14 protein-coding genes and 1 tRNA gene are annotated in these 14,175 nt (G+C 72.6%); 7 read left to right on the top strand and 8 right to left on the bottom strand.

What is annotated here, in order from left to right; all coding sequences use genetic code 11:
- Positions 1-119: 119 nt before the first annotated feature.
- Positions 120-192: transfer RNA gene (locus J2S57_RS26380), tRNA-Gly, on the bottom strand.
- Between the two features lie 55 nt (positions 193-247).
- Positions 248-1,912, bottom strand: coding sequence for a DM9 repeat-containing protein (locus tag J2S57_RS26375; RefSeq protein WP_307247779.1), 1,665 nt, complete (start codon positions 1,910-1,912; stop codon positions 248-250).
- A gap of 447 nt (positions 1,913-2,359) precedes the next feature.
- Between J2S57_RS26375 and J2S57_RS26370 the strand changes: the two genes are divergently transcribed.
- The 5 genes from J2S57_RS26370 to J2S57_RS26350 all read left to right on the top strand — a co-directional run bounded on the left by J2S57_RS26370 (position 2,360) and on the right by J2S57_RS26350 (position 6,843).
- Positions 2,360-3,295 (top strand): DUF6282 family protein, encoded by a 936-nt coding sequence (locus J2S57_RS26370; RefSeq protein ID WP_307247777.1) that lies wholly within the window; start codon positions 2,360-2,362, stop codon positions 3,293-3,295.
- Positions 3,292-4,002, top strand: a complete 711-nt coding sequence (locus tag J2S57_RS26365; protein ID WP_307247775.1) for a PIG-L deacetylase family protein — start codon at positions 3,292-3,294, stop codon at positions 4,000-4,002. The genes J2S57_RS26370 and J2S57_RS26365 overlap by 4 nt, the downstream gene beginning before the upstream one ends.
- Positions 3,999-4,622 (top strand): RraA family protein, encoded by a 624-nt coding sequence (locus tag J2S57_RS26360; RefSeq protein ID WP_307247773.1) that lies wholly within the window; start codon positions 3,999-4,001, stop codon positions 4,620-4,622. The genes J2S57_RS26365 and J2S57_RS26360 overlap by 4 nt, the downstream gene beginning before the upstream one ends.
- 164 nt (positions 4,623-4,786) lie before the next feature.
- Positions 4,787-5,803, top strand: a complete 1,017-nt coding sequence (locus tag J2S57_RS26355; RefSeq protein ID WP_307247771.1) for a lamin tail domain-containing protein — start codon at positions 4,787-4,789, stop codon at positions 5,801-5,803.
- Positions 5,752-6,843 carry a thioredoxin family protein gene (locus J2S57_RS26350; RefSeq protein WP_307247770.1) on the top strand — a complete coding sequence of 364 codons (1,092 nt, stop codon included), beginning with the start codon at positions 5,752-5,754 and terminating at the stop codon, positions 6,841-6,843. The genes J2S57_RS26355 and J2S57_RS26350 overlap by 52 nt, the downstream gene beginning before the upstream one ends.
- On the opposite strand, the gene J2S57_RS26345 is transcribed toward J2S57_RS26350, so the two are convergent.
- On the bottom strand, positions 6,840-8,012 hold the full coding sequence (locus J2S57_RS26345) for an FAD-dependent monooxygenase (protein ID WP_307247768.1): 1,173 nt from the start codon (positions 8,010-8,012) through the stop codon (positions 6,840-6,842). The genes J2S57_RS26350 and J2S57_RS26345 overlap by 4 nt on opposite strands.
- A 116-nt stretch (positions 8,013-8,128) precedes the next feature.
- Between J2S57_RS26345 and J2S57_RS26340 the strand changes: the two genes are divergently transcribed.
- Positions 8,129-8,632 (top strand): MarR family winged helix-turn-helix transcriptional regulator, encoded by a 504-nt coding sequence (locus tag J2S57_RS26340; protein ID WP_307247766.1) that lies wholly within the window; start codon positions 8,129-8,131, stop codon positions 8,630-8,632.
- A gap of 80 nt (positions 8,633-8,712) precedes the next feature.
- On the opposite strand, the gene J2S57_RS26335 is transcribed toward J2S57_RS26340, so the two are convergent.
- The 3 genes from J2S57_RS26335 to J2S57_RS26325 are packed head-to-tail and all read right to left on the bottom strand — an operon-like array spanning position 8,713 to position 11,422.
- Positions 8,713-10,176, bottom strand: a complete 1,464-nt coding sequence (locus J2S57_RS26335; RefSeq protein WP_307247764.1) for a hypothetical protein — start codon at positions 10,174-10,176, stop codon at positions 8,713-8,715.
- Complete coding sequence (locus J2S57_RS26330) at positions 10,173-10,889, bottom strand: ABC transporter ATP-binding protein (RefSeq protein WP_307247761.1); 717 nt, start codon at positions 10,887-10,889, stop codon at positions 10,173-10,175. The genes J2S57_RS26335 and J2S57_RS26330 overlap by 4 nt, the downstream gene beginning before the upstream one ends.
- Positions 10,886-11,422, bottom strand: a complete 537-nt coding sequence (locus J2S57_RS26325; RefSeq protein ID WP_307247759.1) for a PadR family transcriptional regulator — start codon at positions 11,420-11,422, stop codon at positions 10,886-10,888. Before J2S57_RS26325 ends, J2S57_RS26330 begins: the two co-directional genes overlap by 4 nt.
- 139 nt (positions 11,423-11,561) lie before the next feature.
- Between J2S57_RS26325 and J2S57_RS26320 the strand changes: the two genes are divergently transcribed.
- Positions 11,562-11,897 carry a VOC family protein gene (locus J2S57_RS26320; RefSeq protein WP_307247757.1) on the top strand — a complete coding sequence of 112 codons (336 nt, stop codon included), beginning with the start codon at positions 11,562-11,564 and terminating at the stop codon, positions 11,895-11,897.
- Positions 11,898-11,910: 13 nt separating this feature from the next.
- Here J2S57_RS26320 and J2S57_RS26315 read toward each other — a convergent pair whose 3' ends face one another.
- Together J2S57_RS26315 and J2S57_RS26310 are read right to left on the bottom strand one after the other, a co-directional pair.
- Complete coding sequence (locus J2S57_RS26315; RefSeq protein WP_307251120.1) at positions 11,911-13,110, bottom strand: MFS transporter; 1,200 nt, start codon at positions 13,108-13,110, stop codon at positions 11,911-11,913.
- Positions 13,111-13,205: 95 nt separating this feature from the next.
- A complete protein-coding gene (locus J2S57_RS26310) occupies positions 13,206-14,162 on the bottom strand; it encodes an Lrp/AsnC family transcriptional regulator (protein ID WP_307247755.1) in 957 nt (318 codons plus the stop codon).
- Positions 14,163-14,175: the final 13 nt, after the last annotated feature.

Here is a 14,175-nt window from a genome sequence, read left to right as displayed (position 1 = left end):
GGCAGGTCCGCCGGGACGCACCGAAGGTCAACCTGGCCGGCCTCACCCACACCCCGACGAGGCCGGGCCATCGACGAAAGAAGGCCCGAAGCGCGGGGCTTCGGGCCTTCTTCGTTCTGAGCGGATGGCGAGGATCGAACACGCGACCAACACCCTGGAAGGGTGGCGCTCTACCAACTGAGCTACATCCGCTTGCACCTGCCGGACCGGGCGGGTGAATTCTCCCTGTCCTTCGGTGTTCTGAAATCTAGCAGATTGTCGGACTCCTTCGCACATCCGCCGGTTCCGGCGCCACGGACCGGGCGCAAGCCGTCGCCCGGCCCGCCCCGAAGGGGCCCTGCACCCCGGGATGCACCAGCACCTCGTACCGCGGCGAGACACGCTCACCGCCGTCGACGGCCACGTTCACGCCCCCGAACTCCGGGCGGAGCTTGCCCGGCAGCCGCACCCGCACACCGTTTGCCCGGACCAGTTCGGTGCGCGCCGCGTACAGGCGCTCGCCGCCGCGCTCGCGCCCGACGACGACGGCCCGGTCGTCGGGCACCTCGCCGTCCTGGTCACGCACCCAGATGCCCTCGTCCATGAGGATCTCGTAGTCCTCGATGGTGTGGGCCGAGCCGCCGAAGGCGACCACGGCGCCGCCGAACTGGGGCCCGGCCATGGCCGGGTGCACACCCCCGAACGCGCTGACCCGGGCGACCCAGACCGGGCTGCCCGACTCGTCCCGCCCGTGCGGGTGCGCCCCCTCGGGCACGTCCCCGCCGGTCGCGGCCAGCCAGCGGTACCCGGCCGGCGGGGCGGCGTCCTCGTCGTCATCCAGGTCCTCGGGATCCTCCCCCTCCGTCCCGGAGGTGATGAGTCGTCCTCGATATCCCAGCGCCCCCTCGTGCGGATTCTGGGCGTGACCGGTGAACGTGAGCCCGTCGTCCGTCAGCGCGACCACCACCGAGCGCCCCGACGGATCGCGCCACCCGGCCCGCTCCGTCCGCTGCTCGCCGACCTCGAGGAACAGGTCCAGCTCACCCGCGTCGTGCCATTGGTGCCCCCAGTTCACCTCGGTGACGAAGCGTTCTCCCGGCGCCTCGAACGCGTCCGCGCGCTCGATGAGGTCACCGCGCCACTGCGACCAGCTCCCGTCCGCCTGCCGGTAGGCCCCCAGGAACCCGTCCAGCTCCGCGGTGAAGACGGCCGATCCCTCGCATCCGTCCTGCCCTCGCCAGGACAGGTCCGACGGCAGCACGGCCCGCCCACCCTGTTCGACCCGCAACCGCAGCGAGGGACCCGGCTGCCACCGGCCCCCGTCCTCACCCAGCCGCGTCTCGTACGTCAGCGCCGGCTCTCCCGCGTCCAGGGCCCGCAGGGCGTTCTCGGCCGCGTCCCGGTCCCACACCGACTCCAGCAGCACCTGGTAGAGCCACAGCATCGAGGTGGCGTCCGCCCCCGAGCGGATCTCCAGCACGTTCCCCGCTCCCTGCAGACAGAAGCCGGGCACCGCGAACGTCAGGGTCTGCGGCAGGTCGCCGCCGCCCGGAACACGCAGCCGGTCGGCCACGACGTGCCCGTTCACCAGCACCGTGAGCGGCGCGACCCCCACCTGCGCGCCCAGTTTCGACACCAGGACCCGCACCTTCAGGGTCAGCTCGTCGTCCTGCGCGGCCCCGGCGAAACCCAGCCGGACCACGCCGCCCGCCCCGACCTGGCAGTGTCCGCCCACCGTCGCGGCCCGCGACATCCCGACCTCCGCGTTCTGGGTGCGCGCGGCGCGGGTGGTGAAATCGGCAAAGAGCGGAGTCAAGGTCATACCCCCCTCCACGGCACAGGACCGCACCCGGGTTCGATCCTCGGCCACCGGCTCGACCGTGGGGACGTCGATCGTCGGGGCGCTGTCGTCGGTGATCACCGGCCAGGTCACGAGCAGGCCGTCCTCGGGGTTGTCGCGGGGCCGACGGATGACGACCGAGCTCTCGACGGTGGAACGCCCTCCGTTGCAGGGACTCTCGTCGCCGGAGCGAGCGCCCGGTGGCGGTCATGCGGTGCAGCAGGGCATCGGTGGTGGGGTCGGGCACGGGATTCGCGGCCCGTCGTCGTCCGGTGGACAACGTCTCTCGACGGCGCTGCGTCCCGCCCCGGAGCGCGTCTGCCGATCACCGATGCCCACCCCCTTGCGCCGGCCGGGGGCGCTGGGTCATGCTCAGAATTGTTGACAATGTTGTCGACGATTGGGAGGCGACATACATATGCCGGCGCGGCCGGGGCGGCCCTACGCCGCCACCTGTCCCCCCGGCGGGGACACCGTGCGCCGGGCCGGCTCGGCGCGAGCGCAGCACGCAACCCCGTCACCGTCGAAAGGTCCTCCCCCGTGACCGATCCCGAGAAGGTCGTCCATCCCCTTCCCACCGACCGCGCCCGTGAACTCGTCACCGGCGCCTACGACACCCACGTCCACGTCGCCCCCGACGTCATCCGCCGCCGCATCGACGACGTCACCCTGGCCCGCCGCTTCCGGGAGGTCGGTCTGGCCGGCTTCGTGCTGAAGTCGCACTACGTGCCCACCGGTGAGCGGGCCGAGGTGGTGCGCAACACCGTCCCCGGTGTCGACGTCCTGGGCGCCCTGACCCTGAATGCCGCGGTCGGGGGCCTGAATCCGGTCGCGGTCGAGCTGGCCGGCCGCAGTGGTGCCCGCGTGGTGTGGATGCCGACGGTCGACTGCCGCAACCAGCGCGAGACCCAGGCCGAGGCCCCCGGGGGCGTGGCCCCGCCGATGTGGGCGCAACTCCAGGCCGAGCTGGCCGAGGAGGGCGTCACGGCCCCGGCCATCGACGTCGTGAACACCGGCGGGGACGTGCTTCCCGCCGTCCGGCAGGTGCTGCGGGTCGTCGCGAAGTACGACATGGTGCTGGCGACCGGGCACCTGTCCGGCCCCGAGATCGTGGCCACCGTCCGCGCGGCGCACGAGGCCGGAGTGCGCCGGATCGTGGTGACGCACCCGGAGTTCACGTCCCAGCGGGTGCCGGTGCGGGCGCAGCGTCAGCTGACCCGGTACGGCGCGCTGATGGAGCGCTGCTTCACCACCCCGTACAGCGGGAAGATCAGCTGGGACCTGATGTTCCAGCACATCCGCCAGGTCGGGCCCGAGCACTCGATCCTGTCCAGCGACCTGGGGCAGCCGTTCAACCCGCCGGTGGAGGACGGTCTGGCCCTGATGGCCGATCGCCTGCTGGAGAACGGGTTCAGTGAGGACGAGGTGCGCGTCATGGCGGTCGACAACACGCGCGCGGTGGGAGGTCCGGCGTGAGAAGGCTTCTCGTGGTCGGGGCGCACAGCGCGGACTTCGTCTGGCGGGCGGCCGGTGCGCTGGCCCGCAACAGCACGGCCGGCGGCGAGTCGGTGGTGGTGGCCCTGTCGTACGGCGAGCGCGGTGAGTCCGGTGAGCTGTGGAAGCAGGAGGGCCAGACCGAGGAGAAGGTCAAGCAGATCCGTCACGCCGAGGCCGAGACGGCCGCGGCGGCGGTGGGGGCCCGGCTGGTGGCGTTCGACCTGGGTGACTACCCGCTGCGGGTGACGCCGGAGGCGGTGGACCGGCTGGCCGAGCTGATGCGTGACTTCGCGCCGCACGTGGTGCTGACGCATCCGGACAGGGACCCGTTCAATCCCGATCACCCGACGGCGCACCAGGCGGTGGCGCAGGCTCGGCTGCTGTCGTCGGGGGCGGGGGTGGACAGTGGTTTCCGCACCGCGCCGCCGACCGAGTTCCTGGTCTTCGAGCCCCATCAGCCGGAGCTGTGCGGGTTCGTGCCGAGCGTCTTCCTGGACATCACCAGCGTTTTCGAGGCGAAGAAGGAGGCGATGCGGGCGATGGCGGCGCAGAGGTACCTGCAGCGGTACTACGCCGAGCGGGCCGAGCATCGGGGCAATCACGCCCGGAAGGTGACCGGTGATGCGGATATTCGCCAGGCCGAGGCGTTCCAGCGTCTGGTCCCGAACGTGGTGGGTCAGCTGTGAGCGGCGTCTACGAGGAGCTGGCGGCACTGGGTGTGGCCACGGTCTACGAGGCGGCCGGGCGGCAGGGGCTCGTCGACGTGGAGCTGGAGCAGTTGCTGGCGGGCACGTCGGTCGCGGGGCCGGCCCGGATCGCGGCGTGCGCACAGGACGACAACTGGGCGGTGCACCAGGTGATGCCGTCGGTGCGCCCGGGTGAGGTGCTGGTGCTGGCGATGCCGGAGCCCCGGCCGGTGGCCCTGGTGGGCGATCTGCTGCTCACGCAGGCGAAGGTGGCCGGGGCGGTGGGGGTGATGGTGGACGCGTCGGTCCGGGACGTCGACGCGGTCCGGCACCTGGGGTTGCCGGTGTGGGCGCGGTGGCGCCGGGTCCGGGGGGCGGCCAAGGACTCCCCCGGTGAGGTCGACGTGGCGGTCACGGTCGGCGGGCAGCGGATCGAGCCGGGTGACGCCGTGCTGATGGACGCCGACGGCGCCTGTGTGGTGCCGGCCGCCCGCATCGACGAGGTGCTGGTGGCGGCGCGGGCCCGCGCCGCCCGGGAGGCCACGCTGCGCACGCGGTACGAGAACGGGGAGTTCAGCTACGACCTGAACGGGTTACGGGAGAAGGAGGGCCGGTCGTGAGCGCAACCGCCTGAGTCCGGCCGCCGCCCCGGCGGCCCCGGACCCGACGCGTCCATCCGCTGCGCGCACTGGGCCGTTGGAGGCATGCGGGCCGGTGCGGGGGTGTCGATCCCGTCGAGCGTGCCGATCGGGAGGGCAGGCGATCAGGAAGGGTGGTTTCCGCGATGGCGCACCGGCGTCCGAGGACTCGGCTCAGCGCGTCCCTCGTCATGCTCGTGGGCCTGTTCGTGACCGTGACGCCGTCGGCCACCGGGGCGACGGCTGCCGCCGCGGGGGTCACCGAGTACGGGACCGTGGCGTTCGTGGCGGACGGCGACACCGTGGACGTCGCGATCGACGGCGTGCCCGCGGACACCGGCCGGGAGGGCACCCGGGTGCGTCTGCTGGGGATCCAGGCGATGGAGCTGTACGAGTACCACCACGACGTCTCCCTGGATACGGGTGAGTGCCATGCGGTGGAGGCCACGGCGCGCCTGCGGTCGTTGCTGACCACGGACGACGGGCTGGGACGACGTGTGCGCCTGACCGCTCGTGAGTCCGGCAGCAGCAATCTGGGTCGCCGGGCCCGGTTCGTGGCGGTCGAGGGCCCGGACGGCCGCTGGCGCGACGTGGGGGCGACCCTGCTGGCCGAGGGCCAGGTCCTGCCCAGTTTCCAGAAGACGGAGTACACCTTCAACCGGGCGTACCGGAAGGCCGCCCAGACCGCGGCGGCCCGGGGCCTGGGGTTGTGGGACAACGACTTCTGCGGACGCGGGCCGGCCGCGGATCTGTCGGTGCGGGTGCGGTGGGACGCCCCGGGAGACGACTCGAAGAACGTCAACGGGGAGTACGTGCGGGTCACCAACCACGGGACGCGCACGGTCGATCTGAGCGGCTGGTGGGTGCGCGACTCCGCGACCCGGCCCGCGGCGACGAAGGCCGCGGCGCGGCGGGGGTACATCTTTCCCGGGGGTGCGCGGGTCGGGCCGGGGAAGTCCGTGTACGTGCACGTCGGGCACCGGCCGTCCGGGGCCCGGCCGGGTCACTACTACTACGGACGCAGCGCGCCGATCTTCGAGAACGTCACGGGCGCGCCGTCCCACCTCGGTGACGGCGCCTACCTGTTCGACCCGCGCGGGAACCTGCGCGAGTGGCAGCAGTACCCGTGCGTGGTGCGTGCCGCGTCCGCCTGCTCGACCTGAGCCCGGCCCGGCTGAACCCTGGACGGGCCGCTCGTCGTGAGCACAGCATGATGAACGCTCTCCCGATCGACCGTCACGACGAGGTGCTCGGAACCGGGCTGTGTGTGCTGGTCTTCCGGGTCCAGGCCAGTCCGGCCTGTGCGGCCTTCCAGCCCGAGCTCGAGGAGTTCGCGCGCCGCAGCCCGCAGATCCCGGTGTGGACGGTGGAGGCGATGGAGGAGCGCGAGGTGTCCGAGCGTCATCACCTGAGGGCGCTGCCCAGCATCGTGGTCTACCGCGAGGGTCTGCCCTGCCGCCGTTTCGCCGGGGCCATGTCGGCCGGCGACCTGACCGAGGCCGTCGAGGAGGTGGCCGCCGCGGACATGGCCGTCGAGTACAACGACTGGATGCTGGACCTGCTGGAGACGGGTGAAACCGGGTCGCCGCACGTCGGGGCGAGCACCCCGGCCCCGCACGAGCAGCGGGCCGAGGTGTTCCCGGCGCCTGCGCGGCCCGCCCGCGCCGCCACCGAGGTGCTCGTGCCCATGACCGCGGGCGCCCCGGCCGTCGGCGTCGCGCAGGATGCACCGACCTGGGACGAGCTGTACGAGGAGGCGAACGACGCCTGGTACGCCGGTGACGTGCCGACCGCCCTCACCGGGTTCACCGCACTGCTGGAGATGGATCCGGCGTCGCTGGAGATCCGTCTGCACCGCGGGCAGCTACTGGCCGACAACGGTGGTGGTGCCCTCGCCGTGCGGGAACTCGACCGCTACCTGGACGAGGCGCTCGACATGTTCTCGATCGCCTACGCCCGCTCGGCCCGCGCGCTGGCCCTGGCCGAGGCCGGGCGGCACGAGGCCGCGGACATGGACATGGCCGCGGCTCTCGCCGTCACTCCCGAGAGTGCCTGGGCCCATCTGCGCCTGGCCCGGATCCATCTGCTGCGGGGCGATCTGAGCGCGATGAACGGCGAGCTCGGGCAGGCCCGGCACCTGAACGACCCGCCCCTGACCGACGCGCAGCGTCAGCTGGCGACGGCCCTTCAGCGGCTGGCCTAGCGGACGTCGGGCAGCCGGATCGCCGAATGGGCCTCCACCGAACCGTTGCCGGGCAGCTCGCTGAGCCCGGCCAGCATCTGGTTGCGCCGGGCCAGAGCCTCCTCGGTGCGCGGGTGCATGGCGGATCCGCCGGCGGTCGCCAGGGCCTGGTTGGCCGTCACGAAGGCCCGGGTGTCCTGCTCGTAGGCGTCGAAGGCCTTCTCGTGGTCGGGGTTCGCGGCCAGTGACGCGGCGAGCAGGTAGGCCCCGACCAGGGCCAGGCTGGTGCCCTGCCCGGTGAGGAAGGAGGGCGCGGCCGCCGCGTCACCGACCAGGGCCACGCGGCCGGACGACCAGCGGGGCATGCGGATCTGGCTGACGACGTCGAAGAACAGGTCGTCGGCCTCGCGCATGGCCTGCACCAGGGCCGGGATCTGCCAGTCGCCGAACGCGAACCGCCCGGCCACGAGCTCGCGCTGGGCCCGCGGGTCGCGGAACGCCGCGAACGGCGGCTCGGGCTGGTGGAAGGACAGGAACCCGTGCACCGACTCGCTGTCACCGGTGGCGTAGAGGGCCGCGCTGCGGCCGGGGACGTTCCACAGGACGGCCTCGTGCGCGAGGCCCCAGGCGTTGGGCAGGGTGAACCCGGCGAAGCAGGTGCCGAGGTAGTGGTGGAACTGCTCCTCCGGGCCGAAGACGGCGGCGCGGGTGGCGGAGTGCAGGCCGTCCGCGCCGATCACCAGGTCGAAGCTGCGTTCCTGGCCGTCGGTGAGGGTGACGTCCACGCCGTCCGGTCGCTGGCGCAGCGAGGTGATGCGGTCGCCGAAGCGGAACTCCACGTCGTGCCGCACCCGGCCGTAGAGGATCGCGGTCAGGTCGCCGCGGCGGACCTCGAGGTCGCCCGGCGCGCCGCCGCCGCTGGTGGCGCCGGTCGCGAGCGCGGCGACCGGGCTGCCGTCGCGGTGCAGGAAGGTGATGGTGCGGGTGTCGACGTGTGCGGCCTGCAGGTCGGGCAGCACGCCCATGCGCCGCACGACCTCCAGGGCGCTGCCGCGGATGTCGATCGGGTACCCGCCGGCGCGCGGGTCCGGGGCCTTCTCGAGCACGGTGACCTCGAAACCGGCGCGGTGAAGCCAGAAGGCCAGGGCCGGGCCGGCGATGCTCGCACCGGAGATCAGGACGCTGGTCATGGTTGCCCTCCACAGGTAGCTACTTTAGGTATCCTTTTTTCACGCACGGCAATGCCTGCCCGTGCGGTGCGGCTGAACCGAGAATATACCTAACTTAGGTATCTAGTGGAGTGGTTGTGACAGACGAATCACCGGCGGACAGGTCGCCGGAGCACGAGACCGGCCTGGACCTGATGACGGTCCTGCCGCGCCTGGCGCAGATCAGCGGCGTGCTGAACCGCGGCCGGCTGATCGAGCGGGCGATGGCCGCCTCCGGCCTGAGCGTCGACCGCCCCGCCATGTCGGTGCTCATCACGCTGCACATGGCCGGGACCCCGCTGCGGGTCGGGGAGATCGCCACCCGCATGCAGGTGGTCGGCCCGCACGTCACCCGGCAGCTGCACGAACTGGAACGGCGCGACCTGGCCCGGCGCGTCCCCGACCCCCACGACCAGCGCGCCCGCCTGATCGAGCTCACCGAGACGGGCTCCACCGCCGTCCGGCGGTACATGGAGACCGTGCTCGGCTGGCTCTCGGGCGCCACGGACGGCTGGTCGGCCGAGGACCAGCGCACGTTCGGGACACTGCTGGAACGGTTCGTCGACGACTTCTCGGCCCGGATCGACGCCCTCGACGCCTGAGGCGCCGACCGAGAACCTCGCCGGCCGGAGAGCTTTCGCCGACCCCGCCGTCCACCATCACCCCACCCTGCGAAACCCGCCTATTCGGCGCGCAACTCGGCCGGATCGGCGCTGCGGTGCAGGAGCGGCAGCGACCCCAGCACCATGATCAGCACCACCGACAGGGTGCCGAGACTGACGACGGCCAGACCCGCCCACGGCACCCGCACGTCGACGGTCATGCCGATCTCCCCCACCGTGGTGCCCAGCGCGCCGCGGGCGGCGCAGATGCCGGCGGCGGTCGCGGCGAGAACGGCCGGCACCAGCGGCGCCAGCGTCTCCACGACGGTGGCCCGGGCCAGCACCGAACCGGGCACGCCGACCGCGGCCAGGCCGGCCAGCAGACGCCGCCGGGTCAGGACACCCTCCACGCTGCCCACCAGCAGGCTGGCCGCGGTGATCACGGCGCCCACCCCGAAGCCCAGATGCACCAGCGCCAGTGCGCCCCGGTAGAACGAGGAGTCGGTGCTGTAGACGACCTCGTCCCGCTCCACCATGGCCAGGAGATTCGCGCCGTAGCCCTGGGTGAACGCCCACAGCAGCACCACCAGCAGCAGCGCGGCGTGGGCCCGGGCACTCTGGCCCGGGGCGGCCAGCAGACGGCGCCCGGCGATCAGCAGACTGGGACGCTCGCCGTACCGCACCAGCAGCTGCCCGATCGCGGCCGACAGCGCGGTCGTGCTCATCAGCAGGCCGACACCGGTGACCAGCAGCAGGAGCACGAAGAGCAACGCCATCGCCTCGGGCGCCCGGACCCCGGCGAGGTCCACCACGGCGGAGAACCCGCTCAGCGCGACCGTGCCCCCGACGAACAGGGCCAGTGCCCCGAAGCGGCTGGGCCGATGCTGCTCGCGGCGCACCACCCCGAACGGCGAGAAGGTCGTGCGGCGCAGCGCGACGACCGCGAAAAGCGTTGCCAGCAGGGGAATCGCAATGACGACGACGGCGAACACGGGGACGCCCGGCAGCACGTCGGTCGGGAAACGCAGCGCCGGGCCGGTGTACTCGTTCTCGATGGAGGTACCGTCGGACACCCGCTGCAGCGTGTAGGTGGCGAGGACCGGGCCGCCCAGGACCACCCGCAGCGCGAAATAGGCGGCAGTGCCCGCGGCCGCTCCGGCGATCGCGGCCAGACCGGTCTCGGCAGCCGCGATGCGCACCACGTCGGACGGGGTGCCTCCCTGCATGCGGACGGCGGCCAGGCGCCGGTCGCGGGCCGGGGCGCCGATCCGCGAGCACTGACCGACGAAGGCCAGGATCGGGATGCACAGCAGCAGGAAGGCGATCACGATGCCCGGGTGCAGCCCGGTCTGGTTCAGCAGGTCGCTGGTGTACGGGCCGTCGCCCTCGCCGGTGGCCGCCACGGTGACGGCGGCCAGCAGCGACAGCGTGCCCAGCGCGGCACCGGTCGCGGTCAGCGCGATCCGGGTACCGTCCGCGCGTCCACCCTTGCCCGCCAGCCACAGCCCGGTGCGCCACGACATCCGCCCGGCCGCCCTGCTCACAGCAGGCCCCCGGACGTCGCGAGGTGCTCACCCACGAGGCGGCCGTCGGGCCCCTCGACCAGCCCGTCGCGCACCACGACCTCACGGTCGGCGTGCGCCGCGACCCTGGCGTCGTGCGAGACGATCAGCACCGTGGTGCCGGCACCCCGCGCGACGCGCACCATCTCCGCCATCACGGCCTCACCGTTCACGCTGTCCAGGGCGCCCGTGGGCTCGTCCGCGAACAGCACCTGCGGCTCGGTGACCAGGGCGCGCGCCGCGGCCACGCGCTGCGCCTGCCCACCCGACATCTGCCCCGGGCGCTTGCCGGCCAGATCGTGCACCCCGAGACGTTCCAGCCACGAGGACGCCACCCGCGTCGCCTCCCGGCGGCGGGCACCGGCCAGCAGCAGCGGCAGGCCCACGTTCTCCACCGCGGTCAGCTCCGGAACCAGCTGCCCGAACTGGAACAGCACACCGAAGTCGGTGCGCCGCAGACGGGAACGCTCCGACTCGGACGCGGTGTCCAGCCGCCGGCCCGCGAAGGTCACCTCGCCCGAGTCCGGGCGCAGGATGCCGGACAGGCACAGCAGCAGCGTGGACTTCCCGGACCCGGAGGCCCCGGTCACGGCCACGATCTCACCCTTCGCGGCGGTGAACGAGATGCCCCGCAACGCCGGGGACTCCCCGTAGCTCTTCACCACCGCCCGGCAGCTCAGCACGTCGTCGTTCATGAGGTGATCTCCTTCTCGAGAAGCTCGACCCGGGCCAGGGCGCTGCCCATCCACCGCAGGTCCGCGTCCAGGTGCTCGATGGCGTAGTCCGCTTCCAGCACCATCGCGAGGCTGCCGGCCGGATCGGTCTTGACCTGCGTGTACTCACGCATGCGGCGCATGTGCGCCTCCCGCTGGCGGCGCAGGTAACCGCGCGCCCCGTCCGCCCCAGCGGTCAGCAGGAACAGGGTGACCTTGACCGCCAGGGGGTTGGCCACGAACGGGCTCGGCGGCTCGACCTCCTGCAGCCAGGCGACGAACTCCTCCTGCCCCTGGGGCGTGAGGGCGTAACTCGTGCGGTCCGGCCCCCCGACCCGCTCGGGCTCCCCCGCCACGACCATGCCGTCGCGGGCCAGCCGGGCCAGCGTCGAGTAGACCTGGGCGCTCGCCAGCGGGCGGGCCGCCGGGAAGCGCAGGTCGTAGAGGCGTTTCAGCTCATAGCCGTGCTGCTCACCACCGGCGAGCAGGCCGAGCATGACGTGTTTCAAGGACACGCCGCCTACTATAAACACAGTTGCTAGTTGGGTGGTGCACCTGCGCTCCCGGTGCGGCCGATGAGTTCCGGCGGCGCGGGGAGTCGAACTGAATGATGGACGTTCCTGCCGGACGTCCCTTTCACGAAAGGACCTACTCGTGAGCGTGCAGGGAGTTCTGGCCCAGGCCACAGTCCGCGACCTCACCCGGGCCGAGGCCTGGTACGAGACCGTGTTCGGCGCTCCGCCCGGCGCCCGCCCGATGAACGGGCTGCTCGAATGGCATTTCGGCGCCGGCTTCGGGGTGCAGGTCTGGGCCGAGCCCGACCGGGCGGGGCACTCGACCGTCGTGCTGAGCGAGACCGATCTCGACGGGCTCAGCGCCCGGCTGACCCGGGCCGGCATCGAGCACCCGGGCCCCCAGCCGGGCGGCGGGCAGCGGGTGCTGCAGGTCTTCGACCCGGACGGCAACCGGCTCGTCTTCACCGGCGCCTGAGGGGAGGTGGGGCTCAGGGCTGCTCGCGCGCCGAACGCCACGGCAGAGCGAACCCACTCGCCATCGTGACGACGGCCGCGGCGAGCAGCGTGGGCCGCACCCCGACCAGGGCTGCGAGCGCTCCCCCAGCCGCGATGGCGATCGGCTGTGCGGTGCGGGAGGTGATGGCCCAGGCGTTCAGCACCCGGGCCAGGTAGCGGTCGTCGACGGCCCGGGCGCGGTAGGTGGCGAAGACGGGATTGAACACGCCCGCACACAGCAGCAGGGCGAAGTCCGCGACCACGATGATCAGCAGCCCGGCCGTGCCGCCGGGCAGGAACGGCAGCGGCGGTAGCCACACCGTGCGCAGTGCCCCCGCCCCGAGCAGCACGCTCCGCTGGCCGAACCGCGTGATCAGCCACGGCGTCGCCAGGGCTCCCAGCACACCCCCGAGGCAGGGCAGGCCGATCGTGAGACCGTACTGCCAGGCGGTGAAACGCAGGTCCTGCAGCATGAGCACCACGGTCAGCGGCGACGCGGCCATCACCCCCGCCCCGAAGACCTGCGCGTTCACGAACAGCGCGCGCAGATCCGCCCGGGCCAGCAGATAGCGCCATCCAGCCGTCACATCCGCACGCCACGAGGGGCTTTCACGGACGGGCGGCGACGGTTCGGGCGCCCGGATGCGCCGGACGCACACGGCGGAGGCCAGGTAACTGACGGCGTCGAGCAGCATGGTCGCGCCCGAACCGAACGCCGTGATCAGGAACCCTCCGGCCGACGACCCGACCGTGTTGATGATCCAGAACGCCTGCTCGAAGCGGCTGTTGGCCCGATGCAGCTCTGCGGGCGCGACCAGCGCCTTCAGGTGGGCGCCGCCGGCGACGTTGAACGCGATCGTGGCTGCGCCCGTCAGCACCGCAACCACACACACGTGCACGAATGTCAGCCACCCGGCCCAGAGCGTGATCGGCACCGACAGCATCACCAGGAACCGCAACGCGTCCGCGCCCATCATGACCGGCCGCTTGCGCCGGTACTCGATCACCCCACCCAACGGCACGGCGATCAGCGCGCTCGCCACTCCCGACAGCGCGGCCAGGGCCGACACCTGCCAGGCCGAGACGTGCAGCACGGTGACAGCGATCAGCGGCAGCGCGCCGGCACTGAGAGCCGTGCCCGCCACACTGATGGTGTACGCCTCGTACAGGCGCTGAAAGTCGCGGTTGCGCAGGACGATTCCTTCCTGCCGACGACCGGCCCGACCCTACTGCCCGGCGGCGGGGCCGCGTCGCCGTCAAGGCACCGCCAGTACCACCCCGGTTCTGGTCAGCGCACGGTGCCGATCTGCTTGATGTGGCGCAGCAGGGGCTCGGACTCGATCCGTTCCACGCCCTCGAGCGTGCCCAGCTTCCCGGTCAGGTAGCGGTACAGCGCCGGCATGTCCCGGCAGACCGCGAGGGCCTGCACGTTCGTCGGCCCGGTGGTGGCCGCCGCGAACATGATCTCCTCGTGCTCGCGCAGCGCCTCCCCGACCGCCGCCAGCCGGGACGGGGCCACGGTCAGCCACAGCAGCACCGGGGCGCGGAATCCGTACAGCTCGGTCTCGATCTCCACGTCGGTGTAGAGGGCCCGGGACTCGAGCAGCTCCTGCACCCGGCGGCGCGTGGTCGACTCCGGCAGGCCCGTCACCGCCGCGAGATCCGCGTAGCTGAGCCGCCCGTCCCCGGCGAGAGCCTGCAGCAGCGGCTCGTCGGCCGGCGTCAGGCTCACCGCCGACCGGGCAGCATCGACGACCGGGCGGAGCGCGGCGACCTGCCCGGCGCTCAGCGCGTCGTCGTGCAGGTCCGGCCCGACCGCCCCGCCGACGAACTGGTGCACCACGCAGTGCGCACTGACCGACGTCACCCGCGGGGACCGGGGCAGCTTCTGCAGCAGCAGGCTCTCCCGGTCGCCGGACGCCGGAACCCGCACGGTGCAGGCGACCTCGGTACCGCCCGACGCGATCGACACCCACCCGGTGTCCGGACGGCGGGCCAGCGCACCCGCGATCGGCATCGCCGCGTCCGCCGTCGTGCGCACCCGGATCAGCCACGTCTCGTGGCCCAGCTCGACCGGGTTGGGCAGCGCGACCACCCGCAGGCCGGCCTCGGCGCGCAACCGCCGGTAGCGCCGGGCGACCGTCTGGTCGGAGACGCCGAGCACCGCACCGATCTCCCGGTAACCGGCCCGGCCGTTGATCCGCAGCGCATGCGTCAGCTGCCGGTCGAGCTCGTCGATTTCCACCGCCCCAGGCTAA

This window comes from Kineosporia succinea (assembly GCF_030811555.1).
Taxonomy (GTDB): Bacteria; Actinomycetota; Actinomycetes; order Actinomycetales; family Kineosporiaceae; genus Kineosporia; species Kineosporia succinea.
Note: the sequence above shows the minus strand (reverse complement) of the source record. Positions and strands in the feature narration are given on the sequence as shown.